Below are 24,747 nucleotides of genomic sequence, written 5' to 3'. Positions count from 1 at the left end.
ATATAGCTAGACTTTTTTCTTTGCACAATAGTTACATGAATAGATATAGTGATTTTAGTACTTAATTATAGGATAGGGATGTTTTTAAAATTCTATTTACTGATAAAGGAGCTTAAGATCATGAAAATAAAGCTGCAGCAGCCCTTTACTTTTGAAGGCGGAAAAAGAGCTGTCTTACTTTTACATGGATTTACGGGGAATTCAGCGGATGTACGGATGCTAGGGCGTTACTTGGAGAAACAGGGATACACCTGCCATGCCCCGCACTATAAAGGGCATGGCGTACCCCCAGAGGAGCTGGTGAAAACGGGTCCGGAAGATTGGTGGAAAGATGTAATGATGGCCTACGATTTCCTGAAAAGCAAAGGCCATGAAGAAATTGCTGTTGCCGGACTATCATTAGGAGGCGTATTTTCTCTTAAATTAGGTTACACTGTACCTATAAAGGGTATCGTATCAATGTGTGCGCCTATGTATATCAAAAGTGAAGAAATGATGTTTAAAGGAGTATTGGAGTACGCCAGAGAATTTAAGAAGTATGAAGGAAAAACTCAAGAGCAAATAGAGCTTGAAATGGACCTCCTTGCCGATAAACCGATGAATACATTGAAAGCCCTTCAGGAATTGATAACGGATGTACGAGAGCACGTCGACCTTATATACGCGCCGACATTTGTGGTGCAGGGCAGGCATGATGATGTTATCAATCCAAAAAGTGCCGATATTATTATTGATGCCATTGAATCACCGGTCAAAAAAATCAAGTGGTATGAAGAATCCGGTCATGTCATAACTCTTGATAAAGAAAAGGACCAGCTGCATGAAGATGTATTGGAATTTTTAGAAAGTCTGGATTGGGCCGAATAACAAAAATATACCCTGAATAGGAGGGTTTTCATGGAAGATAACATTCAAGAACATATTAATAAGCTTCTGACATACATGACGGATGAAGCGTATAAGCCCTTAACGGTACAAGAACTGGAAGAGGCTTTGAAAATCGAAGACTCGGCAGATTTCAAGAATTTCGTTAAGGCTCTAGTAAAGATGGAAGAAAAGGGATTGGTGGTCAGAACGAGGAGCAATCGTTACGGGCTGCCGCAAAAGATGAATTTGTTCCGTGGTAAATTAACAGGACACGCTAAGGGATTCGCCTTTGTCACACCTGAAGATAACCCTGGAATGGATGATATTTTCATTCCGCCGAATGAAACGGGCACAGCGATGCATGGAGATGTCGTCATGGTACGAGTATCTTCGGAAACATCGGGCTCAAGGCAAGAAGGCACGGTCATCAGAATTCTTGAACGCGGTATTACACAAGTGGTCGGTACATACTCCGAAAGTAAAAGTTTTGGTTTCGTCATCCCTGATGATAAAAAGATCGCAAACGATATTTTCATTCCGCAGCATGCTTCACATGGAGCGGTAGAGGGCCATAAGGTTGTCGTCAAGCTTACTTCTTATCCTGAAGGACGCATAAGTGCCGAAGGTGAAGTCATTGAGATTCTTGGACATAAAAATGATCCTGGTGTAGATATTCTTTCCGTGATCCATAAATATGGTTTGCCAATGGAGTTCCCGGATGACGTCATGGAACAAGCCAATGCCGTTTCGGATACCATTGAAGAAAGTGAAATTGGAAGCCGCAGGGATTTGCGCAATGATGTTTTGGTCACGATTGATGGAGCGGATGCAAAGGACCTGGATGATGCCGTCACTGTTTCCAAACTTGAAAATGGCAATTATAAGCTGGGTGTTCATATTGCTGATGTCAGCCATTATGTGAAGGAAGGATCACCAATCGATAAGGAAGCCTTGGAAAGAGGGACGAGCGTTTATTTGGTGGACAGGGTCATCCCGATGATCCCGCATCGTTTATCGAATGGCATTTGTTCCTTGAACCCACAAGTCGATCGCTTTACACTCTCTTGTGAAATGGAAATTACGCCAGAGGGCAAAGTCGTCAACCATGAGATTTTTGAAAGTGTCATTAAGACGACGGAACGTATGACATATGGAAATGTGAACAAAATCCTTGTCGATAAAGATGAAGAACAGCTCGAACGCTATGAAGCGTTGGTGCCGATGTTCCAGGACATGGAGAAGTTAGCTGCCATCCTGCGCAAGAACCGGATGAACCGCGGTGCGATTGACTTTGATTTCAATGAAGCTAAAGTCATCGTTGATGAAGAAGGCCATCCGACTGATGTGGTTTTACGTGAAAGGTCGGTTGCCGAAAAGCTGATTGAAGAGTTCATGCTTGCGGCTAATGAAACCGTTGCAGAGCATTTCCACCGTCTTGACGTACCGTTCATTTACCGTATTCATGAAGATCCCAAGCCGGAAAAACTGCAGCGTTTCTTTGAATTCATAACGAACTTCGGATATATTGTCCGGGGATCGGCCAATGACGTTCACCCTAAGGCGTTACAGGAAATCATTGAGGCGGTAGCCGGTAAACCGGAAGAAACGGTCATATCCACCGTCATGCTCCGTTCCATGCAACAGGCGAAATATGATCCGGAGAGCTTAGGTCACTTTGGTTTATCTGCTGAGTTTTATACACATTTCACATCGCCGATTCGCCGTTATCCGGATTTGATCGTGCACAGGTTGATCAGGACCTACTTGGTGGAAGGTAAACTGGATGAAGCTACGAAGGAGAAATGGAATGCCAATTTACCTGAGATTGCCGATCATACATCGAAACGTGAACGTCGCTCAGTCGATGCTGAACGGGAAACGGATGATCTGAAGAAAGCGGAATATATGCTGGATAAAATCGGCGAAGAGTATACCGGGATCATTGGTTCGGTTACGAATTTCGGGATGTTCGTCGAGCTGCCGAACACCATTGAAGGACTTGTCCATGTCAGCTTCATGACGGATGATTATTACCGCTTCGATGAGCGTCAGCTTGCAATGATCGGGGAACGTACCGGTAATGTGTTCCGGATTGGCGATGAGATCGACGTACGTGTTTCCAACGTCAATAAAGAGGAACGCGCCATCGATTTTGAAATTATCGGCATGAAGGTAAGCCGTCCGCGTCCATCTGGCGAGAAGAAAATATTCAAAGCCAATTCAGGTGAACGTAAACGCGGCCGTGGAGGCAATGGAGGACGTAATGAAGGTAAAGGCGGCGGCCGTAATGGAGATTCGCCTTCTAATGGGAGAAAATCGAAAAAGAAGAAAAAATTCTTTGAAAATGCGCCAGCTGCCAAGCGCAAGAGAAAACCAAAAAAGAGATAAAGATTGAGGCGGGGGATGATCATTTCATCCTCTTGCCGCGATTGGATGTAAAAAGGGGAGAGTTAGATGCCAAAAGGTTCAGGTAAACAACTAGCACAAAATAAAAAGGCTTATCATGATTTTTTTATTGAACAAACGTTTGAAGCCGGAATCGTTTTGAAGGGAACCGAAATCAAGGCCATCCGTGCGGCCCGAGTGAATTTAAAGGATGCCTTCGCTAAAATAGAAAATGGAGAAATCTATCTTTATAATATGCATGTAAGCCCTTATGAGCAGGGAAACCAGTTTAACCATGACCCGTTGCGGACACGGAAGCTTCTTTTGCATAAGAAGGAAATCAGTAAACTGATCGGTGTAACAAAGGAAACAGGCTACACGATCGTACCGTTGAAAATGTATTTGAAAAATGGCTTTGCCAAGGTTTTAATCGGTCTGGGTAAAGGGAAGAAGCAATATGACAAGCGTGAAGACCTGAAGAAGAAGGAAGCGAAGCGTGATATTGAACGTGCATTCCGTGATCGACAGAAGATGTAGAACTGCCAAGACCTTACAATTGATTTTTTGAGCCAATCTGTTATAATTAATCCTGTACCGATGACAATTGAATATCAGCCAACTTGCTGACTATTCTTCTCTCGTACGCTCCATTTATATCATGGGGACGTTACGGATTCGACAGGGATAGTTCGAGCTTAAGTTGCGAGTCGAGGGGATCGGCCTCGTTAAAACGTCAACGCCTATAACTGGCAAACAAAACAACAACCTAGCTTTCGCTGCTTAATAACAGTCGATAGCTGTTCCTCCCTCCATGGCCCACGTGGTAGGGTAAGGGACTCACTCTAAGTGGGATACGCCGGAATCCACCGTCTGAGGATGAAGGAAGAGACCAATCAGACTAGCTGCTCTGCCGCCTGTCGATAGGCTAATGAGTTCGCGAAATGCGAATATATCGACTACACTCGTAGAAGCTTAAGTGCCGTTATGTCTGGACGTGGGTTCGACTCCCACCGTCTCCACCAATACATATATTGGTGGTTTTTTATTTGGTTTTGTAAAATTAAGCATAAATTGTCCAGTTGGACAATTTATGCTTAATTTTTTATATGGACAACTTATGGTTAATTTTTTTAAACAAGGCTTTGTTAAAGATTAATGTTGATTTTTGAACAAATAAAAGAGACCACCTAATAAGTGGTCTTCTTTAGTGCATCCTATGGAACTAACGCACCCGTTAGCTTAATAAATAATGAATAACAAAATATGAGAAACGAATCCCCTAATAGTAACGCTAATCGTGTTTAGCGACTATCAAAAAACAAGTATATCAAGTAATTATCGAATGGGTTTAATCCTTCAAATTCTCTTCCCCCCAATCATGCATTGCCTCTATAATTGGAAAAAATTTTGATCCTAAATCTGTTAATGAATACTCTACTTTTGGCGGAACTACCTTGAATACTTCACGATGGATTAATTTATCCTGCTCCAGTTCCCTCAACTGTTTTGTCAACATGGACTCAGTAATCTCCGGAAAACATCGACGGATCTCTCCAAAACGCCTAGGCTCCTCTGAAAGATACCATAGTAGTAAGAGTTTCCATTTCCCTCCTAACATTTGTTGAACTTTTGATAAAGCACAGTCAGGTGTACGGAACTTAGTATTTTTAGTCATATTGCTCCTCCTAAAATTTCCAATTGAAATCTCATTACTATCAAAAAACATAGTACCTATTAAAAATAACAGTACTTGTGATTATCACTTAAAAGAAATAAGGTAATAGTACCACATTTGCTGTGGTTTTAAAATAATTTGTTTCATGTGAGGAATGGAAATTGAAGGGCTCAACTTTACGTGAGCATTTAGGAGTACCTTATCAATATGGACGTGAAAACAATCAATAGAAAGGATGTAGGCAGAACATGGTTCAACGTTTATCTATATTGGATATGGCTCCAGTCGATCTAGAAACATCAGCCAAACAAGCTTTAATAAATTCGGTTAGACTAGCGAGTAAAGCGGATGAACTAGGTTACGAACGCTTTTGGGTCACGGAGCATCATAATATTTCCTCCGTAGCCAGCGCTTCGCCCGAACTTTTAATCGGTCAAATAGCTGCGAATACGCAGCGCATAAGGGTTGGTTCAGGTGGCGTCATGCTTCCCAATCATTCTCCGTTGAAAGTAGCTGAGAACTTCAAACTACAATTAAGAGGATATGACCATCCTTCAGAGTCGTTGTCTGATGATTCAAACTTATGATGACTAGCAAATCATAATAACGAATGAACAGGAAAACACTAGGTGAGAGGAATTATTAATCTAATACAAAAATTTGGAGGATAGAAATATTATGAAAATTGGATTTATTGGAGTAGGTCAAGTCGGGCAGAAATTAGGTTCACTATTCAACAAACTTGGTCATGAAGTAGCTATTTCGAGTTCGCGCAGTCCTGAAGCCTTGGCAGACACGGCCACGCAAATAGGCGCACAAGCTATGACTGTAAACGAAGTTATGACTTGGGGTGACATTATTGTCCTCTCAACACCGATGAATGTTGTTCCTTCATTTGCTACGAATAACCTGCAAGGGAAAATTCTGGTCGACACGAATAATTATGGCCCCATACGAGATGGGGATATTCAAGAAATATTAGACGGGAAACCAACCACACAGTGGGTTTCTGAACATTTTCCAGGAGCACGTATAGTAAAGGCATTCAACAATATTATGATGAATGAATTTGACGAATACGCTCGTCCAAAGGGTGCTGTACAACGGTTTGCACTACCGGTTTGTAGTGACGATAATGAAGCGAAGGTATTAATCATGAATATAATTGAGGATCTCGGTTATGACGCTTATGATGCAGGCTCAATTGCTGAAAGCTGGAGACAACAGAGCTTTCAGCCTGCCTATTGTATTTTTTCAGAGCTTCCGGAATTGAAACAATTGCTTGCTGAAGCTGAATTACCTATCCCATCAGTTATATTGAAAGCAAATAGCATTGAAGAAACAATAAAGATATTTGCGAATCATAAACGAGATACGCAGCAGAGAGCTGATGCCATGGCTTTGTCACGAAAAGCATAAACGAGTACAGGAACAAGGGATTTGAATATCTCCCATACGCTTCTTGTTGCAATCCATCTATAGCACTTAATTAACAACATTCTGGAGTAGGTGCATAAATTTGAAACCAAAAAACGCGAAGATTGCTTCTTTATTGAATTGATACACCATTAACACGTTAAGCTAACGGGGAACGTTAGTTCAATGACAGAAGGGGAGATTGCCGCGGCAATCTCCCCTTCGTCTCGTTGTCATATCGTTCAAATTTCTTAGCATACGGTTTTCCTGGCGACTACACATGGCAACCAATCAGGTGGCATCAGCAAGTTCGGGCCGATAAGCTACTCAGTCAATGACTCTTAGCGTACGATTATTTCCGTTTCGTGAGGGGACCCCAGTTACTTCATCTAAATTATTACATTTACCGACTATTACCCTAATTTCGGCTTTTCCATTACTATCATCTACACGACCTGTAGTACTTACGGTTAAAGAGTCACTACCACTAAACTCTTTTGAGTCAATAAATTCACTTGGATTTCCAGCCTCATCTTCCTCATAAACTGTAACAAAATAGTCATTATACGAAAGGGCTTGAGTTACTTCAACCTTAATATTTCCACTAGCTGATACAGCTTTATGTATTGAACCTTTTCCTGTATCTAAGAATAAAGGATTTGCATATACAGCATCCCATTCACCAGCGCCCATAGGGTCTACTTTGACTGTCTTTGCAAATGCTGAAGTTTGAATTGCCAAGGTAGCAGCAAGAATCATAAATCCACGTTTTATCTTTTATCAAACCTCCCCTCAGAACCATTATTGGGATGGAAAGAGATGGTTTAAATTGAATGTATGATTATTGTAAGAATCATACATTTAAAAGGCCGCCAATTGGCGGCCTTCTTATGGCCCTAACACACCGGTTAGTTCAAGAAGGATCAGCTTCTATAAACTGTTCATAATACTTTTTAGGGTTACTTATTTTGTTTTTAATGAAAAATTCAGCCTGGTTTTTAACCATATCAATATAGTCACTATCACTTTCACCCTTACGAGTATTCTCGACACTGCCTTCGACGTTAACATAATTTGATTGTACATTTACAATTACCGTCATAATTTTCTTATCTTTAAACGAAACTGTTCCAATAACTTCTTTATTTTCTAAATCAACAGAAGGATAGTCCACTGTTATCCCAGAGGATTTGTACACAGTAAACCCTGGTATTGGTACCATTGGTCTAATATATTTAAATGTAATATAAAGACCAATGCCAACAATCGGTATCAACAAAATTTTCAAGACAAGCGAACCACCCATTACTGTCCTCCTAACAACAATTCTCTTTCCTAAATAATACCATAAAGTTGAAGTTCCTTCTTAAACTAACCTGCCCCGTTAGTTCATCAAGAAAATCAACAACATCGACAACAGCCTTTAACAGAGCCTTAAACAAAGCAATTCGTATTCTAATTCCTTAATTTTTTCTTCTTGATTCATTAAATCATCCACTCCAATGCTAATCTTATCCAATACGCTACACTTTCAGCAGTTTTCAGCAACTAAGCCCAATGATAGAAAAAAGACTCAAAAGAAGCTTCTCTTGAGTCTTTTTTCCGAGTCTATTCTTTTAATTCCTTGCCCATCCCCTTAAGGAAGTGGACGCCAAAGCCGATCGCCCGGTTTATGTCTGGATCATTCAATGTTTTCATTAAATCCAAAACGCCGATCTTTTTATCGGCCTGAAGGAACTTGTTTCCTTCATCGATTCCTGCAAGTGCACTGTTAAGCAGTTTCGTGGATTGTGCGGCATCGGCATTCATCAAGGCTCCTGTTGCCCCCATAAGGGTATTGATCAGGTTTGTGACAGGTTGTCTTGTGATTTGTTGAAGAGCGATTTTGGCAATTTGTTCTTTTCCTTGAAGCATGGAGGTCGCGGCTTCGAATACTCCTGAGTCATTCAGTTCATTGACGATTTTAAACATATTGTTCAAGGCATCTTCATTATCGGTGATCAGCGTTTTCAGTTCCTCCAGTTTTTGAAGCTTTATTTCTTCCTCAGTAATGGGATTATGGATTTCCGTAATAGGAGCTGCCATGATCTTCACCCTCCTTGTTTATTTATCCGTTAAGTGAACATACCCTGGACGTGCCCACTTACGTTCAACCTCGACACCATTTTGAGGATGGCGTTTTTTGTTCCGTGGATTGGTACCCGGTAATGGGATATCCCCGCTTGCGCTTAATACTTCCATGCGGACCATCGTCTGTTTGTAAGCAGGCGTGCTTGTGCGTTGATCATAGATAGGACCGGTCAGAAAGTTAATGGCAGAGTCTTTATCAACGGAGTTCATCGGTAAAAATAGCTCATTATTTTTAACGCGGTCTGTGATCAGGGCTTTTAACTTAACGGCCCCGAATGGAGACACTAAGCGAACGAGTCCGCCATCACTGACTTTACGTTCTTGTGCAAGTTCTGGTGAAACCTCAACGAAAATATCAGGTACTTTCGATTGGATTCCATTGGATTTGTTCGTCATATTGCCTTCATGGAAATGCTCCAGCATGCGTCCATTATTGATATGAAGGTCATATTCTTTCGGGAATTTATGCGGCTCCACCCAGTCAGCCAGTGCAAAGCGCGCTTTCTTATCAGGGAAGTTGAAGCCATCCACATAAAGAAGCGGCGTGCTTGATCCATCATGGCTTCCCCATAGGAAGCTGTTCCATCCTTCCAGCACCTCGTAATTCGCTTGGCTGAATATCGGTGACAGGCTTGCCATTTCATCATAGATTTCACCAGGATGTGTGTAGTTCCAATTCGCACCTAAGCGGTTAGCGATCTCTTGAGTGATTTCCCAGTCGGCTTTAGAATCTCCCATAGTGGGAAGGGCTTTATATAAGCGCTGTACACGGCGCTCCGTATTGGTGAACGTTCCGTCTTTTTCAAGAGATGGAGCTCCGGGCAATACCACGTCGGCATATTGGGCAGTCCTTGAAAGGAAAATATCCTGGACAACAAAGAAATCCAATCCGGATAACACTTTATCAACATGGTTTGCATCTGCATCAACAAGTGCCATATCTTCACCTACAAGATACATGGCCTTCATGTCGCCTTTTTCTATCGCTTTAAGCATTTCAATATTGTTCATGCCTGGTTTGCCATCGATTTTCACTCCATATGCTTTTTCGAATTTAGCACGTGCCACGTCATCGGTAACATGCTGATATCCCGGAAGCCATGTTGGAAGGGTGCCCATATCGCAAGCTCCCTGTACATTGTTATGGCCGCGAAGCGGATAAGCTCCCGCTCCTGGGCGACGGTAGTTGCCTGTAGCTAATAGCAGGTTGGAAATTGCAGCCGAAGTATCGGAAGCACCGGTGTTTTGTGTAACGCCCATTCCCCAAAGAATGCATGTTCCGTCTGCATCGCGAATGGTTTCAGCTATTTGGATCAATGTTTCTTTTGAAATACCTGTGTGTGTTTCTGCATATTCCAGAGTATATTTTTCAAGTACTTCTTTATAATCGTCGAAGAAGTTAACATTTTCATTGATGAATTCTTGATCATGCCAGCCTTGATCGATCATATATTTTGTAACCGCCATCAACCATACTTGATCCGTTCCTTGTTTTGGACTGATATGGATATCGGAACGCTCTGCCATTTCGTTTTTGCGGATGTCAGCTACGATCAGTTTTTGTCCGTGAAGCTTGTGAGCCCGTTTAACGCGTGTCGCGAGTACGGGATGGCCTTCTGCCGGGTTGGCACCAACGATGATGACAAGACCTGCTGCGGCGATATCTTTGATCGTACCGGCATCTCCGCCCATGCCGACTGTACGGAACAGTCCGTCTGTTGCCGGAGATTGACAGTAACGAGAGCAATTGTCCACGTTATTCGTTTCGAACATTTGCCGTGCCAGTTTTTGAATTACATAGTTTTCTTCATTCGTGATCTTGGAAGAGGAAATGAAGCCTACTGAATTTCCGCCGTATTGCTGTTTGATCGAACCGAGTCTGGATGCAACCAAATCAAGTGCTTCATCCCAGCTTGATTCAACGAATCTTCCATTTTTCCGAATCAGGGGCTTTGTCAAACGTTTTTCCGAGTTTACGAAGTCCCAACCGAATTTCCCTTTGACACATGTGGATATCGCATTGACGGGTGCTTCATGAGTAGGTTGGACTTTAAGGATTTTACGGTCTTTTGTCCAGACTTCGAATGTGCATCCTACCCCACAGAACGTACAGACCGTTTTTGTCTTCTTCGTTCGTGTATCACGCATTGCCGCTTCAATCTCCGAAATGGCAAAAATCCCGCTGTATCCAGGCTCCACTTCTTTGACAAGGTCTATCATTGGTTCAAGCATATCGTTTTTCAAACCTGACATGAAACCAGCCTCGCCCAGCATTGATTTTTCCATTAATGCATTACATGGACAAATGGTTACACACTGTCCGCAGCCTACACAAGATGAGTTATTGATTTCCGTTCCTTCATCCCAGATTACCCGAGGGCGTTCTGCTTCCCAATCGATGGACAGCGTCTCGTTGACCTGAAGGTTTTGGCAGACTTCAACACATTGCCCGCATGCGATGCATTGATTGGCATCATAGCGGTAAAATGGATGGGACATATCGACGGCACCCAATTTCACTTTCGGTGTGTAAGGATATTTTTGGTGTTCAATTTCCATTAATTCTGCCGTGTTATGCAGTTTGCAATTTCCGTTATTATTATCACATACAGTACAGTATAAAGAATGGTTTTCCAGGATACGGTCCATGGCCTCGGTTTGGGCTTCTTTTGCCTTGCTTGAGTCCAAGGCTATATCCATGCCGCTCACTGCTTTTGTCGAACATGACCGGACGAGTTTCCCATTAACTTCGACGATGCATGTGTCGCATGTTTGGATCGGGTCCACTTCAGGAACATAACAGATCTGTGGATGAGCCATCTCATTTTGGTTGATGACCTCCAGTATTGTCGCTCCTTCATTAGTGGTATAATCCTTCCCGTTGATTTTGATGGTGATGTTTGAATCGCTCATTATATTTCCCCCTTTTATAGCCAAAAAGACGCAAAAAAACCACCATGATTACACCTCCGTCTCTGAACGGAAATGTAGGTCATGGTGGAATAGTTTAATAGCAAAGCTTGCCAATATACCAATCCATACCATAATGGATAATTTTAAAAAAGATAGGACAAAACAGTACACTATTATGCTCCCAACTTTCATCATTGATATTATACCTTTAATTATTAAAAGAAACAATCCTGCAAAGAGGGTATCATTCCCAAATTCCTTTCGTTTTTCTTCGCGTTGATTTATGATAAGAAAATTGAGAACTAAATTTTCTTGAATTGGAGTGACGCAACGGTGTCAAAAGTTATCCATGAATTCAATGATATGATTCGTAAGCTGCGCAAGGAACTATTCGGTAAAGGACCAGAACGCATACACACGGTTTTCGTGGAAAATATGGCCGTTTCTACGTTATATGGAAATTTGACTCCTACGGAAATGTTCATATCAAGATCGGAGGAAGGAAGGGACATGGTCCATTCTGCACGAACCAAAATGGTTCAGGATGTGTATTCGGAGAGTCCTCCTGATGGAATGGAAGAACTGGTTGGAGCTAAACTGCTTCATTTGTTTTCAGACATAAAAATCAAAGAGAACATAGCGATTTCCGTATTCGTTTTTGATAAGAATATTGCGGACAAACTCAACGGGCATTGACCATGGTCCTACATATTGGTCAATTGGCTCCTGGATATTAAAAGGAGTGGGAACATGAAAGCGATTGAAATCAAGAGGGACATCATCCGGATAACCAAAGGTAACACTGAGCGTACGGAAGATGCGATTGTAACGGAGTATCCCGTTACTGTCAAAGTAAATGGCCAGGAATTCGTCACGATGGTTTGTACACCCGAATACATCGAGGATATGGTGATTGGTTATTTGGCTTCGGAAGGCATCATCAAAAAATATGATGAGATAAAAGAAATCTGGGTCCAGGAAAAAGAAGGCTTTGTTCATGTGAAGACAGATAAAGTGAATCCTTACTTCCAGGATTTTCAAAACAAGCGGTATATTACATCATGCTGCGGAATGAGCAGACAAGGTTTCGTCTTTGTGAATGATGCATTGACTGCCAAGAAAATGGATCATATTTCGGTGAAACTGACTCCTGATGACTGCTTCCGCTTGATGAAGGATTTACAAAATTCTGCCGTCACCTTCCAGAACACAGGTGGAGTCCACAATGCCGCTTTATGTGATGTCGATGGCCTCGTATTAAGCAGGATGGACATCGGACGGCATAACGCATTGGACAAAATATACGGCTATTGCCTGAAAAATGGTATTTCGATAGAAGGAAAAGCTATCGTGTTCAGCGGCCGGATATCATCGGAAATTCTCTTGAAGGTGGCGAAAATCGGCTGTGAGCTGATACTCTCGAAATCGGCTCCAACCGATTTGGCCTTGGAGTTGGCTGAAGGATTGGGAATCACCACGGTCGGATTCATTCGTAATGATTCACTGAATATCTACACATGCCCTGAAAGAATTCAATTGAATGAATGATCATCATTCGCTTAAAAGGTACTTATCGGAAAGTCCTTGCCAACATGGCTTGGGCTTTTTATGTACTTGTAAAAGAATATATCGATCAGGCCTTTTGTGATACAGTTTGGATAAAACATTCAAGGAAATGCGTATCGGGGGAAGGGTTATGAACGAAAGGGATTGGCATATTTTAAAGGTGTTGCATGAACACAAGAATATTACTAAAACGGCGCAAAGTTTATATATCTCGCAGCCTTCTTTAACGAAACGGATTCAACAAATAGAGAAGGAATTCAATCTAAAGATTGTGGAGCGGGGAACAAGGGGAGTGCAATTCACGCCTCAAGGGGAATATTTGGCCATCTGTGCAGATGAGATGCTGATCAGGCTCCGGCAGATAAAAGAGACGGCATTCAATATGGGTCAGGAAATCAGTGGAACATTACGGCTGGGTGTTTCCAACTATATTACGCTGCATAAATTGCCAGGCCTGCTGAAATTATTTCGTGAGCGATATCCCAAAGTGGATTTCCATGTGACAACTGGATGGAGTAAAGAAGTGCTGAACCTCATTTACAAGGAGGAAGTGCATGTCGGAATCGTTCGGGGGGACTATCAATGGTCAGGATCAAGGCATCATCTTTTTGAGGAAACGATTTGCATTGCTTCCAAGGAAGAAATCGAAGTCCGGAACCTGCCTTTTTTGCCGAGGATCGATTATGGGACAGATGCTCTTTTGAAAACAATGATCGATAATTGGTGGAGAGACAATTTTTCCGGACCTCCTTTGGTGGGGATGGAAGTGGACAAAGGTGATACATGCAAAGAAATGGTCAGGAATGGCCTGGGATATGGCATCCTTCCCAGTGTTTTATTGGAGAAGGACCAAAATCTCCGTCAAATGGACCTTAAGGATAAGCAAGGTAATCCCCTTATCAGGAATACGTGGATGTTATATCATGAAAAGTCGCTGGAATTAAAGCTGGTCAAGGAGTTTGTCGAATTTGTCAAAGGCGTCGATTTCATGAGGGACATTTAACCGGAAGCGCAGAAACCTCTGTGCTTTTTTGTCATTCCTTTTTTGAATGGATAACGATAATTTATTGGTATTTTAATTATGGTTATCCCGGCATTATGATAAATGGAGATGTAAATGTAAATCATCAGGTATTGCCTAAGGAATGGAGAGGAAGTCAAGTGAGTGTCCTGTTTCTGATCGTATTGAATGTCATTGTGCCGGTCTTTTTCCTCATAGGGGCGGGGGCCATTCTGCATCGTAAATTCAAGTTGGATATGAATACGCTGTCTAAATTGAATCACTTCCTGCTCATGCCGGCGATTAGCTTTATTAATATTTATCAAAGTAAAATGGGCGGGGGGATGATCTTCCAGATATTCAGCTTCCTTGCTCTTCAAGCAGTAAGTCTCATCATCGTGAGTACAGTGATTGCTAAACTTGCCAGGTTTGATCAAAGCCTTTCGGCCACGTTTAAAAATAGTGTAGTCCTGAATAACTCAGCCAATTTCGGATTACCCGTCAGCCAGATGGTTTTTCACGGAAATCCTCTTGGGCTGTCGATACAAGTCATCGTGATCATCTTTCAAAACCTGTTGACCTATACCTATGGATTGATGAATTCCGTTTCCGTCCATACAAAAAGTGCGAAGGGCGCCATTCGCGAGTTCTTGAAGAACCCCGTCATTTATGCTTTATTACTCGGTTTTCTATTACATTCCTTTTCTTTCGACATTCCGCTGTTCTTATGGACCCCGATTGAAAATATCGCTAGTGCCTTCATAGCCATTGCCTTGATTACATTGGGTGCACAGAGTGCCTATTTGAAAATGACGCAATTTCCGCTTCCGCTTATACTTAGCTTGATTGGCCGTTTAATACTCTCGCCATCCATCGCCTTCCTGATCATCCTCATGCTGGGCTTGGAAGGGACTGTCGCCCAAGGGTTGTTTATCGCAAGCTCATTTCCCACATCAAGAAACAGCGCATTATTCGCTTTGGAATATGACAACCATCCGGAGTATGCGGCACAGGCAGTCTTGATGTCGACTTTATTCAGCAGCATAACGGTAACGATGGTCGTATATCTATCAAAAATACTATTCTAGCAGGGCTGCTCAAAAGTGCAGTCTCTAACTGTAAACAAACTCGATGAAAATCGAGTTTGTTTACAGTTTATAGTGTTTGTAAAACCGAACCGTAATTTCCACTCCAATCACTTTGTTTTATTTAGATAGAACCCCTTTTGTCTACAAACTTGGACTGCTCTGAAGGAGCAGTCTTTTCCCCCTTTTCCTGCTATAAAACTTTATGAACAATATGGAAGTTATGGAAGTTATGCATTTTAGTTGGGCAATAAAATAAAAGGAAGATATTTTTGTAGAATTAAGAAAACGCTTTCAAAAAGGGGGATTATTATGTTTTCTCGTAAAAAGATTTCAGCGGTCATATTGGCGGGTTCGTTAGCTTTAAGTTTAGGTGCATGCAGCAGTTCGGGTACATCAGGAGAAAAGAAAGAAAGTACAGGTTATCCGAAAAAAGCCATAACGGTCGTTGCTCCATCGGGCGCAGGCGGGGGATGGGATTTAACCGCCCGTTCATTTACAAAGGTCTTGGGTGAGACAAAACTGGTTAACCAGCCATTAACCGTCGAAAACAAACCCGGTGGCGGGGGCGCTGTCTTCATGGCGGATTATGCAACACAGCAAGCTGATAACAATGACATGCTGTTCGTGAATTCACCGCCTGTCATCATCAATAACCTCAAAAAAGAAGGCAACAGTCCTTATGGATATAAAAATACGACTCCTTTGGCGCAGCTGACAAAAGATTATGGGGCAATAGTGGTAAAGGCAGATTCTGAATTCAAGGATTTGAAATCAGTGCTGGAAGCAGTGAAAAAAGATCCGCGTAAATTGACCTTCGCAGGAGGATCGGCTCCGGGATCCATGGATCATTTGATTTCCATTCTTCCAGCATATGAATATGGCTTGAATCCAACCGAACTTAAATACGTTTCGTACGACGGTGGAGGGGAAGCGATTACGGCATTGCTTGGCGGAAATGCAGATGTGATCGGAACGGATGCATCCAGTGTCAGGGAATTTTTAAAGGCAGGAAAGATTAGAGTGTTGGCCGTAACCTCGACGGAACGTTTAGGTGGAGATCTAAAAGACATACCGACGGCAAAGGAACAGGGTGTTGATGCTGAATTCACGATTTGGAGAGGCGTTTTTGGACCTCAGAATATGTCTGGTGAAGCGAAAGCCTTTTGGGACGGAACCATAGAGAAGCTAGTTGAAACTTCTGAATGGAAAAAGGAAGTGGAAGTTCAAGGATGGGAACAAGAGTATAAAAATAGTGAAGAATTCAGCAAGTTTTTAGAAGAACAGGAGAAACAGGTGCAGCAATTATTGGAAGCCTTAGGCATGGAAAAATAATCGAGAAGAAGGGGGTGCTTTCACCTTCTTCTTATTTTCTGAAATGGAGGGATTGTGATGGATGTTAAATTTGATCGCTTTGCATCTGTAGCCTTTCTGGCTGTCGGAGTGCTGTTTATGATAGGAAGCAGAAAGCTGGCCAGTTCTTCTTATGGAAGTTCGGTAGGACCGGACATTTTCCCTTTTGTATTGGGACTCGTTCTTGCTGTTTTAAGTATTCGCCTGTTTTATGAGGCATTTCGGAGCAATGTACAGGAATCGGGTAAGGGAAAGCTGGAATATAAACCTTTTATCATCATTCTGCTCTCCACCTTGATTTATATTTTGACATTGGAAACGATAGGATATGTCATTACGACCTTTCTGTTTTTGTTTGTTTGCTTTCAAACGATGGAGCGAAATAAATGGGTGACATCGCTCATCATATCCGCAGGATTTTCCGGAATCATCTATTATTTATTCGTGAATGTTTTAAAGGGAACACTGCCGGGTTGGCCAATCTGGTTTTCATAAAGGGGAGGGGGATGTGAAGTGGGCACTTTTGATTATTTGATGCATGGTTTTGAAACGGCACTAACTTGGTATAATATACTTTTTGCATTTGTCGGAGTATTGATCGGTACGGCTGTCGGCGTTTTGCCGGGGATCGGGCCGATGAGCGGTGTGGCTCTTTTAATTCCGGTAACCGCTTCGATTACAGGGGGACTTCCCCCAGAGCAAGCGGCAACAAGCGCCATCATTTTACTTGCAGGTGTTTATTATGGAGCGATGTATGGAGGATCGACAACTTCAATCCTATTGAATACACCTGGTGAATCTTCTTCTGTCGTCACCACACTGGATGGCTACCAAATGGCCAAGAAGGGAAGAGCCGGGAGTGCTTTATCGATTTCGGCAATCGGTTCCTTCGTCGGAGGGATTGTCACGCTTGTCGCCATGATTGCCTTGGCTCAGCCATTATCGACGATTGCCATTAAATTCGGTCCGGCTGAGTATTTTTCGCTCATGCTTCTAGGGTTGGCGGCAGTCAGCGGCCTCGCGGGAAAATCCGTAACCAAGGCACTGATCATGACGGTTTGCGGTTTGTTGATCGGGACGATAGGCATCGATAATGTATCCGGGATCGCCCGTTTTACATTCGACATTCCTTGGCTGTATCAAGGGGTAGAATTCCTGACGATCGCAGTAGGCCTATTCGCCCTTGGGGAAGTATTCAAGACAATCTTGGAAAAAGACGAGGATGATGGGGAAATTGCAAAGATCAATAATTTGATTCCTTCAAAAGAAGAATTCAAGGAATCTGCAGGGCCGATTGCGAGGGGATCGCTCTTAGGTTTCTTTGTAGGAATCCTGCCAGGTGCAGGGGCCACTCTTGCTTCCTTCTTCTCATACCTTATGGAAAAACGGATATCAAAAAAACCCGGGAGATTTGGTACGGGAGCAATCGCTGGAGTGGCTGGTCCTGAAACGGCCAATAATGCGGCTTCTGGCGGAGCGATGATTCCATTATTGACGCTGGGAATTCCGGGTTCAGGTACAACGGCGATTTTAATGGGTGCGTTGATGATGTACAATGTTCAGCCAGGTCCATTATTATTCGAAGACCATCCCCAGGTTGCCTGGGGACTTATCGCCAGTATGTTCATCGGGAATCTGATGCTCCTCATCCTTAATCTCCCGCTCGTTAAGGTTTTTGCGAAAATCATTGAAACGCCAAAGAAGTATTTGATACCAATCATTATCGCGATCTCCATTTTTGGCGTTTATGCGGTACAAGTATCGACTTATGATTTATTGCTATTACTAGGATGCGGGATCTTGGGATATTTCTTAAGTAAAAATGATTATCCAATCGCCCCGTTGGTCTTAGGACTGGTTTTAGGACCGATGATAGAAAATAATATGCGCAGGGCACTGACGATATCCGATGGTGATTACAGTTTGTTTTTCACTCGGCCGCTTTCGCTGACATTCCTGGTCGTAACGGCATTATGGCTGCTCATTCCGGTTTTACTCAAGAAGAGAGGGAAGGATGTTGTCATCAATATTGAAGGTTAACCAATATTTTCTGAATGTTGTGAAAAAACTCCTTTTTTAAAGGGGTTTTTTTTTATATGATGTAAGTAGAGGTGATTGAATGCGTTTACACACCAAGTTGATGCTGGGCATCTGTACGTTAATCATCTTAATGGGTGGAATCTTTGAAGTTATTTTCATAAATATCCTGGAAAATAACCTGAAGCAGGAAACAGGGGAAAAAGCATTGTCGGTTGCCCAGACCATTTCTTTGCTGCCTGAAATTAAACAAGCTTTTAGAACGGACAATCCTTCTGTAATCATCCAGCCCATCGCGGAAAAAATTCGCAGGCAGATCGATGCGGAATTCATAGTAATAGGGGATGAGAATGAAACAAGGCTGTCCCATCCAGATCCAAACTTGATCGGGAAGAAAATGGTAGGGGGAGATAACGCCGAGGTGTGGGATGGGAAATCCATCATCACGGAGTCCACTGGGACATTGGGACCTTCCATTAGGGGGAAATCCCCGATCATCGCCAATGAAAAGGTCATAGGTGTCGTCTCCGTTGGCTACCTTCAGGACGATATTGAAAAAGAATTGTCCAGTATACAAAGAAAGATCGTCTGGATCATCTCTTTTATATTAGTTGGCGGTTTGTTGGTAGCCTTCTTCATTTCATTCAATATAAAAAAGGCGATATTGGGCCTGGAGCCGAAAGAGATCGCCTGGATGTTTCAAGAGAAGCATGCCATTTTGGAATCCATTCATGAAGGCATCATTGCCATTGATGTTCATGGAAAAATCACGGTCGTCAATGAAACGGCGCATAAAATCCTTCATATTCCTAAAGACGTCATGCTTCGCGGGCAAAAAATTGAAGAAGTCATAACTCATACACATTTGCTTGATGTAGTCAGCACGGCACGGGCCGAGTATGATCAGGAATTCATGATTGACGGTGAAGTTTTTTTGGCTAGCCGGATTCCGATCTTGAATGGACAGGGAGAAATCATTGGTGCAGTTGCAAGTTTGAGAAATAAATCGGAACTATCCAATCTCCTTCAGGAACTGTCACATGTAAAGGCGTATGCAGAAGGGCTGAGGGCCCAGACACATGAATATTCGAACCGGCTCTATACACTGCTAGGCTTGATTCAACTCGGTTCATATAAAGAAGCAATGGATTTCATATCGAAGGAAGTCGATGTCACCCAAGGCTTCATTCACTTTCTAATGAAGGAAGTACCTGATCCGATCATTGCTGGGTTCATCTTAGGGAAGGTAAGTTTAGCCAGTGAGCTGAAAATTGATTTTACCATTGATAGAGAAAGCAGTTTTAAAGATATTCCATCTGTAATAGATCGAGATTTATTGGTGACGATCATCGGCAATCTCATCAATAATGCCTTTGAAGCTGTACGGGAAAACGAAAGGGAAGAAAAGAGGGTATCGTTGTTCGTCACGGACTTGGGTAAAGAGTTGATCATAGAGGTTGAAGATAATGGAAAAGGGATGAACTCAAATGTTACCGAATTGATTTTCCAGGACGGTTTTACGACGAAAAGCCATCAAACCAATTCAGGTATAGGTTTGAGCCTTGTTCAGGAAGCGATTGATGGATTAGGGGGATATATCACTTTTTCGACGAAAGAAGGGGAATATACGATTTTTACTGTTGCACTGCCAAAAACCAGAGGGGTGATTAAATGATGGCCATTCGCGATATAGAAGTTTTGATCGTAGAAGATGACCTGCGGATTGCGGAGATACAAAAGCTGTTCATCGAAAAGATTGAGGGGTTTCAAACGATCGGAATCGCGTCAAGCTATGACGAGGCTAAAAGCTTCATCGAAATCATGCAGCCGGATCTATTGCTGCTCGATATGTATTTTCCGGATATGAATGGGCTCGATATCCTGAAGGAAATCAAGCAGCAAAGCAAACAAATGGATGTCATCATGATTACGGCGGCTAAAGAAATCGAAAAAGTCCAGGAAGCCATCAAAATCGGCATATTTGATTATATTATCAAGCCTGTCGCATTTGAACGTTTCAAGCAGTCCTTACGCAGGTATCAAGAGTATCACATTAAACTGTCTGAATTGGAAAAGGGCAATTTTCCTGTAACGCAGCAACAGGTGGATAAGCTTTTGCGAAAGGAAATGAATGAAAAAGAGAGGGAACAGACTTTACTGCCAAAAGGGATCGATCGGATGACTTTGGAGAAGGTGATGGTTGTGTTGGGAAAATCCTCCCCGGGTTTAACTGCCGAAATAGTGGCAAAGGAAATCGGTGTGAGCAGGACAACGGCAAGGCGTTATCTGGAGCACTTGATGTCAGAGGAAAAAATTGATGCCGATTTAACATATGGCACGGTAGGACGTCCTGAAAGGGTTTATGCCATCAAGATATAAATGGGTTCGCCAAGCGGCGGATCCTTTTTTATTTGCTCGAATAAATGTAAGGCTATTTCTTGGAATCAGATTGATGGGATTTCATCGTTTTTTAAGTGTAAAAATGATGAATGAGGAAAAAATACGTGTGAAAAGTTTTGAAGCAGACAAGTATATGACAAGTGTCATGGCAAGGATTTGACGTTTATGACTATAGAAAATCGGTTATTATTCCTATACTTAAAGAAGAGATGCAAGCATAACCGATCCATTTAAACACTTCATTCCTATATTTTTTGAGGAGGAAATCATGAGTAATCATAATCAAAAACAATTGAGAAAAGATGTTGCCCCTTTTGAAAAATCCAATACTAAATCAAGCGTGAAACAGCTCATAAATACATTTCCGCCATTTTTCCTGTTATGGTTTTTAGCTTATCAAAGCTTAACCATTTCATACTGGCTGACACTTGCATTGGCCGTTCTTGCTTCAGGATTCGTAGTCAGGATTTTCATCATTTTCCATGATTGCTGTCATCAATCGTTTTTCAAAAGCAGGAAAGCGAATAACATCCTGGGTACAATCAGTGGGATCGTTACATTATTTCCGTATGAGCAATGGAAGCATAGCCATTCCATACATCATGCAACAAGCAGTAATTTAAACAAACGCGGTACAGGGGATATTTGGATCATGACCGTTGATGAATATATCGCCGCTACATTCTGGGGGCGTCTTGCTTACCGTTTATATAGAAATCCGATCGTCATGTTTGGATTGGGTCCATTTTATCTATTCCTTGTATCGAACCGTCTGAATAAAAAGGGCGCTAAAAAGAAAGAACGGATGAATACGTATTTGACAAATGCTGCAATCGTGGCAATTTATGGTCTTTTATGCTTGGCTATCGGATGGCAGGCATTCCTGATGATTCAGGTACCGATGCTTTTTGTAACGGGATCACTGGGCATCTGGCTGTTTTATGTACAGCATCAGTTCGAAGATTCTTATTTCGAAGAGGAATCTGAATGGGATTACGTGAAGGCTGCCATTGATGGAAGTTCTTATTATAAACTTCCAAAGGTTTTGCAATGGGTAACTGGTAATATCGGTTTTCATCACGTGCATCACCTTAGTCCAAGAGTGCCGAACTATAATCTGGAAAAAGTCCATGAATCCACCCTGCCTTTGCAGCAGGCAACGACAATCACCCTTAGTTCAAGTTTAAAATCACTTCGCTTCCGCCTTTATGATGGCGAAAACAAGACGTTTGTCAGTTTTAAAGAGATTAAGGACCGTCTAAATGAAACAAAATCAAAAATTGAACTCAATACTGAACGTCCAAGTCTTCAAAAAAAATAAATTGTTCACCAAAAAACCATTCGATTCCCATTGGATGGTTTTTTGATGAAACTCCTTAGTATATACTAGGATAAAAAGAAATAGAGGCGGCGCCATGCAAAGTTGGTATCATATCTTTCCGAAAAACACAGGGCTGAGCCCTTATGTCTGGATCATTTTTTGTATCCTTCCTTTTTATTTCATCTTCAAATCCTCTTCGATGTTGGAGATAGTCTTTGGAATCGTCATGATCATATTGTTTTTCATATCATATGGTCTCTCATTCGTTTCGAAGGGATGGCCCGTATACGTATGGACCGCGATACAAATAATCATTTCGATATCGATGACCATATTTTTCAGCTACATTTACTTTTCACTTTTTTTAGCATTCTTTATTGGGAATGTTCAAAATAAGGTTGGCTTTTTCGTATTATATTCAATCCAGCTATTGGCTACCATCGTGTCTGTCAATATTGGCTTCATCATGAAAGACCCTACCTTCTTTTCGCAATTTCCCTTTATGCTCATTTGTGTGGTAGGTGTGATCCTGCTCCCTTTCAACACGTATAATCGGAATAAACGGGGCATGCTGGAAGAACAATTGGAGGACGCTCATAAAAGAATATCAGAGCTTGGCAAAATGGAAGAACGTCAGCGGATTGCCCGTGACTTACATGATACACTTGGCCAAAAGCTGTCTTTGATTGGCTTGAAAAGTGACCTTGCAGGGAAGTTGATCGATTTGAATCCGGAGACGGCCAAGAAGGAAATCAAGGATATCCGTCAAACGGCGAGGACGGCACTCAAGGAAGTACGTGAAATGGTGTCGGAAATGCGTGGGTCCAAGCTAAGCGATGAAATCATCCGGGTCAAGCAAATATTGAAAGCCGCAGAGATAGAATTCAATTTGGAAGGGACCACGGAATTGCAAGAAACCCCATTGCTTGTTGAAACGGTTTTGAGCATGTGCTTGAAGGAAGCTGTGACCAATATCGTCAAACATAGCGGTGCCGACTGCTGTAATATCGTCATCGAAGAATTACAAACAGGGGTGACGATCACAGTACAGGATAATGGAGTGGGACTTTCACATAGATCAGAGTATATTAAAGGCAATGGACTTCAAGGAATGAAAGAAAGGCTAGAATTTGTTAATGGCAGCCTGGATATTAAATCAACAGAGGGAACGACACTTTATATAAGGGTTCCGAATGCTATAAAAAATAATGGATAGGTGGGATTAACCTTGATTCGAATCGTAATTGCCGAAGATCAGCGGATGCTGCTTGGCGCGTTAGGTTCCATCCTTGATTTGGAAAGTGATCTGGAAGTTGTAGGAAAAGCGAGCAATGGGGAAGAAGCAATGAATCTCGTCAATCAATTAAAGCCGGATATCTGCATAACAGATATTGAAATGCCAGTTAAAACCGGGCTCGATGTAGCGGAGGAGATCAAGGATCAAGGCCACCAATGCAAGGTCATCATTTTAACCACCTTTGCACGTCCTGGGTATTTTGAAAGAGCCAGAAAGGCCGAGGTAGGCGGATATCTTCTGAAGGATAGCCCAAGTGACGAACTGGCGAACTCTATCCGTGTCATCATGGATGGTCGGCGCATTTATGCTCCTGAGCTGGTGGATATGGCTTTCGAAGAAGAAAACCCTTTGACTGAACGAGAGTGCCAAGTGCTCAAATTGATCGCGGATGGTAAGACCACAAAGGAAATCGCAAGCCAGCTTTATCTGACCAATGGAACGGTACGTAATTATATATCGGTCATCCTTGATAAATTGGATGTGAGCAACCGCGTTGAAGCGATTGTAAGATTCAAGGAAAAAGGCTGGTCAAAAGATTGATCAAAGGTAAATCCATGGCGGCTTCGCAAATCAAAAAAGCGCAGTGTCAGAATTGAATATGGTATATTAATTTTTATTACATACGGAGAGGATGACCATTATGCAAAAGGCTACATTTGCTGGAGGCTGTTTTTGGTGCATGGTGACACCATTTGAAGAACAACCGGGGATTGGGGGAATCGTATCCGGTTATACGGGAGGACATGTTGAAAACCCGACTTACGAGGAAGTGAAGACGGGAACTACGGGGCATTATGAAGTCGTGGAAATCACTTTCGATCCTCAGTTATTTCCTTATGAAAGATTGCTGGAGCTATATTGGCAGCAAATCGATCCAACCGACGATGGCGGTCAATTCCATGACAGAGGAAGCCAATATCGGACGGCCATCTTCTATCATGATGAAGCTCAAGAAAAACTGGCTCTTGAAGCGAAAGAAAAGGTAGCAGGCAGCGGGAAGTTCCAGAAACCAATCGTAACGGAAATCCTTCCGGCCCAAACCTTTTATCCTGCCGAGGAATACCATCAAGGCTATCATAAAAAAAACAAAGATGATTATAAAGCGGACCGTGCGAAATCGGGACGTGATGAATTCATTGACCAGCATTGGAACGGTGAATGAAATGGATCGGGTGTGCTTACACATCCGGTTCTTTTTTTGACCTTTTAAAGGTACAAAAATTTAAATCATTATTTCATCGGATTTTTATGCGCAGGGGTCAATTTCTCATGATATTTTCATATTTCTTCAGTACACTAAGG

The 24,747-nt window shown here is 42.3% G+C and carries 23 protein-coding genes and 1 other RNA gene; 19 read left to right on the top strand and 5 right to left on the bottom strand.

What is annotated here, in order from left to right:
* The first annotated feature begins 120 nt into the window (after positions 1-120).
* The 4 genes from ACWF5P_RS04905 (at position 121) to ssrA (ending at position 4,274) form a co-directional block, all read left to right on the top strand.
* The gene (locus ACWF5P_RS04905) at positions 121-867 is read left to right on the top strand and encodes an alpha/beta hydrolase (RefSeq protein WP_101223705.1); all 747 of its coding nucleotides are present in this window, start codon (positions 121-123) and stop codon (positions 865-867) included.
* A 30-nt stretch (positions 868-897) separates the two neighbouring features.
* Positions 898-3,255, top strand: coding sequence for a ribonuclease R (gene rnr / locus ACWF5P_RS04900; RefSeq protein WP_452444669.1), 2,358 nt, complete (start codon positions 898-900; stop codon positions 3,253-3,255).
* A 66-nt stretch (positions 3,256-3,321) separates the two neighbouring features.
* The gene (gene smpB / locus ACWF5P_RS04895) at positions 3,322-3,789 is read left to right on the top strand and encodes an SsrA-binding protein SmpB (RefSeq protein WP_101223703.1); all 468 of its coding nucleotides are present in this window, start codon (positions 3,322-3,324) and stop codon (positions 3,787-3,789) included.
* A gap of 123 nt (positions 3,790-3,912) precedes the next feature.
* Positions 3,913-4,274: a transfer-messenger RNA gene (gene ssrA / locus ACWF5P_RS04890) on the top strand.
* A gap of 326 nt (positions 4,275-4,600) precedes the next feature.
* Here the strand turns inward: ssrA and ACWF5P_RS04885 are convergent.
* Positions 4,601-4,927, bottom strand: a complete 327-nt coding sequence (locus tag ACWF5P_RS04885; RefSeq protein ID WP_434168078.1) for a winged helix-turn-helix transcriptional regulator — start codon at positions 4,925-4,927, stop codon at positions 4,601-4,603.
* A gap of 248 nt (positions 4,928-5,175) precedes the next feature.
* Here ACWF5P_RS04885 and ACWF5P_RS04880 point away from each other — a divergent pair, with 248 nt between their 5' ends.
* Both ACWF5P_RS04880 and ACWF5P_RS04875 read left to right on the top strand, forming a co-directional pair.
* Positions 5,176-5,514 carry an LLM class flavin-dependent oxidoreductase gene (locus ACWF5P_RS04880; RefSeq protein WP_452444668.1) on the top strand — a complete coding sequence of 113 codons (339 nt, stop codon included), beginning with the start codon at positions 5,176-5,178 and terminating at the stop codon, positions 5,512-5,514.
* A 91-nt stretch (positions 5,515-5,605) separates the two neighbouring features.
* Positions 5,606-6,346 (top strand): NAD(P)-binding domain-containing protein, encoded by a 741-nt coding sequence (locus ACWF5P_RS04875; protein WP_434168076.1) that lies wholly within the window; start codon positions 5,606-5,608, stop codon positions 6,344-6,346.
* 324 nt (positions 6,347-6,670) lie between these two features.
* Here the strand turns inward: ACWF5P_RS04875 and ACWF5P_RS04870 are convergent, their stop codons facing one another.
* The 4 genes from ACWF5P_RS04870 to fdhF all read right to left on the bottom strand — a co-directional run bounded on the left by ACWF5P_RS04870 (position 6,671) and on the right by fdhF (position 11,386).
* Positions 6,671-7,102 carry a hypothetical protein gene (locus tag ACWF5P_RS04870; protein ID WP_434168075.1) on the bottom strand — a complete coding sequence of 144 codons (432 nt, stop codon included), beginning with the start codon at positions 7,100-7,102 and terminating at the stop codon, positions 6,671-6,673.
* A 154-nt stretch (positions 7,103-7,256) separates the two neighbouring features.
* Positions 7,257-7,649, bottom strand: a complete 393-nt coding sequence (locus ACWF5P_RS04865) for a hypothetical protein (protein WP_434168074.1) — start codon at positions 7,647-7,649, stop codon at positions 7,257-7,259.
* 302 nt (positions 7,650-7,951) lie between these two features.
* Entirely contained in the window at positions 7,952-8,428 is a 477-nt protein-coding gene (locus ACWF5P_RS04860; RefSeq protein WP_063595796.1) for a DUF1641 domain-containing protein, read from the bottom strand.
* Positions 8,429-8,446: 18 nt separating this feature from the next.
* Positions 8,447-11,386 (bottom strand): formate dehydrogenase subunit alpha, encoded by a 2,940-nt coding sequence (gene fdhF, locus ACWF5P_RS04855; protein WP_452444667.1) that lies wholly within the window; start codon positions 11,384-11,386, stop codon positions 8,447-8,449.
* A 333-nt stretch (positions 11,387-11,719) separates the two neighbouring features.
* Between fdhF and ACWF5P_RS04850 the strand changes: the two genes are divergently transcribed.
* From ACWF5P_RS04850 to msrA, 13 genes are all read left to right on the top strand, one after another.
* Positions 11,720-12,082 (top strand): DUF2294 domain-containing protein, encoded by a 363-nt coding sequence (locus tag ACWF5P_RS04850; RefSeq protein WP_095390832.1) that lies wholly within the window; start codon positions 11,720-11,722, stop codon positions 12,080-12,082.
* A 54-nt stretch (positions 12,083-12,136) separates the two neighbouring features.
* The gene (gene fdhD, locus ACWF5P_RS04845; RefSeq protein WP_434168072.1) at positions 12,137-12,934 is read left to right on the top strand and encodes a formate dehydrogenase accessory sulfurtransferase FdhD; all 798 of its coding nucleotides are present in this window, start codon (positions 12,137-12,139) and stop codon (positions 12,932-12,934) included.
* Between the two features lie 148 nt (positions 12,935-13,082).
* Positions 13,083-13,955, top strand: coding sequence for a LysR family transcriptional regulator (locus tag ACWF5P_RS04840; RefSeq protein ID WP_101223699.1), 873 nt, complete (start codon positions 13,083-13,085; stop codon positions 13,953-13,955).
* 158 nt (positions 13,956-14,113) lie between these two features.
* Entirely contained in the window at positions 14,114-15,040 is a 927-nt protein-coding gene (locus tag ACWF5P_RS04835) for an AEC family transporter (protein WP_101223999.1), read from the top strand.
* A gap of 309 nt (positions 15,041-15,349) precedes the next feature.
* Positions 15,350-16,372: a Bug family tripartite tricarboxylate transporter substrate binding protein gene (locus tag ACWF5P_RS04830; protein ID WP_101223698.1), complete on the top strand. Its 1,023-nt coding sequence runs from the start codon at positions 15,350-15,352 to the stop codon at positions 16,370-16,372.
* A 57-nt stretch (positions 16,373-16,429) separates the two neighbouring features.
* Entirely contained in the window at positions 16,430-16,885 is a 456-nt protein-coding gene (locus ACWF5P_RS04825; RefSeq protein WP_101223697.1) for a tripartite tricarboxylate transporter TctB family protein, read from the top strand.
* An 18-nt stretch (positions 16,886-16,903) separates the two neighbouring features.
* Positions 16,904-18,430 carry a tripartite tricarboxylate transporter permease gene (locus tag ACWF5P_RS04820; protein ID WP_230176175.1) on the top strand — a complete coding sequence of 509 codons (1,527 nt, stop codon included), beginning with the start codon at positions 16,904-16,906 and terminating at the stop codon, positions 18,428-18,430.
* 79 nt (positions 18,431-18,509) lie between these two features.
* Positions 18,510-20,102: an ATP-binding protein gene (locus ACWF5P_RS04815; RefSeq protein WP_434168071.1), complete on the top strand. Its 1,593-nt coding sequence runs from the start codon at positions 18,510-18,512 to the stop codon at positions 20,100-20,102.
* Positions 20,099-20,806: a response regulator gene (locus ACWF5P_RS04810; RefSeq protein ID WP_402943600.1), complete on the top strand. Its 708-nt coding sequence runs from the start codon at positions 20,099-20,101 to the stop codon at positions 20,804-20,806. The genes ACWF5P_RS04815 and ACWF5P_RS04810 overlap by 4 nt, the downstream gene beginning before the upstream one ends.
* A 289-nt stretch (positions 20,807-21,095) precedes the next feature.
* Positions 21,096-22,148: a fatty acid desaturase gene (locus ACWF5P_RS04805; protein ID WP_452444666.1), complete on the top strand. Its 1,053-nt coding sequence runs from the start codon at positions 21,096-21,098 to the stop codon at positions 22,146-22,148.
* A 94-nt stretch (positions 22,149-22,242) separates the two neighbouring features.
* Complete coding sequence (locus tag ACWF5P_RS04800) at positions 22,243-23,364, top strand: sensor histidine kinase (protein WP_101223692.1); 1,122 nt, start codon at positions 22,243-22,245, stop codon at positions 23,362-23,364.
* Between the two features lie 12 nt (positions 23,365-23,376).
* A complete protein-coding gene (locus tag ACWF5P_RS04795) occupies positions 23,377-23,985 on the top strand; it encodes a response regulator transcription factor (RefSeq protein WP_260358730.1) in 609 nt (202 codons plus the stop codon).
* A 100-nt stretch (positions 23,986-24,085) separates the two neighbouring features.
* A complete protein-coding gene (gene msrA / locus ACWF5P_RS04790; RefSeq protein WP_101223690.1) occupies positions 24,086-24,607 on the top strand; it encodes a peptide-methionine (S)-S-oxide reductase MsrA in 522 nt (173 codons plus the stop codon).
* The last annotated feature ends 140 nt before the right edge of the window (positions 24,608-24,747 follow it).

Source organism: Peribacillus sp. NPDC055009, assembly GCF_053608705.1.
This window is presented reverse-complemented; position numbering and strand designations above follow the sequence as displayed.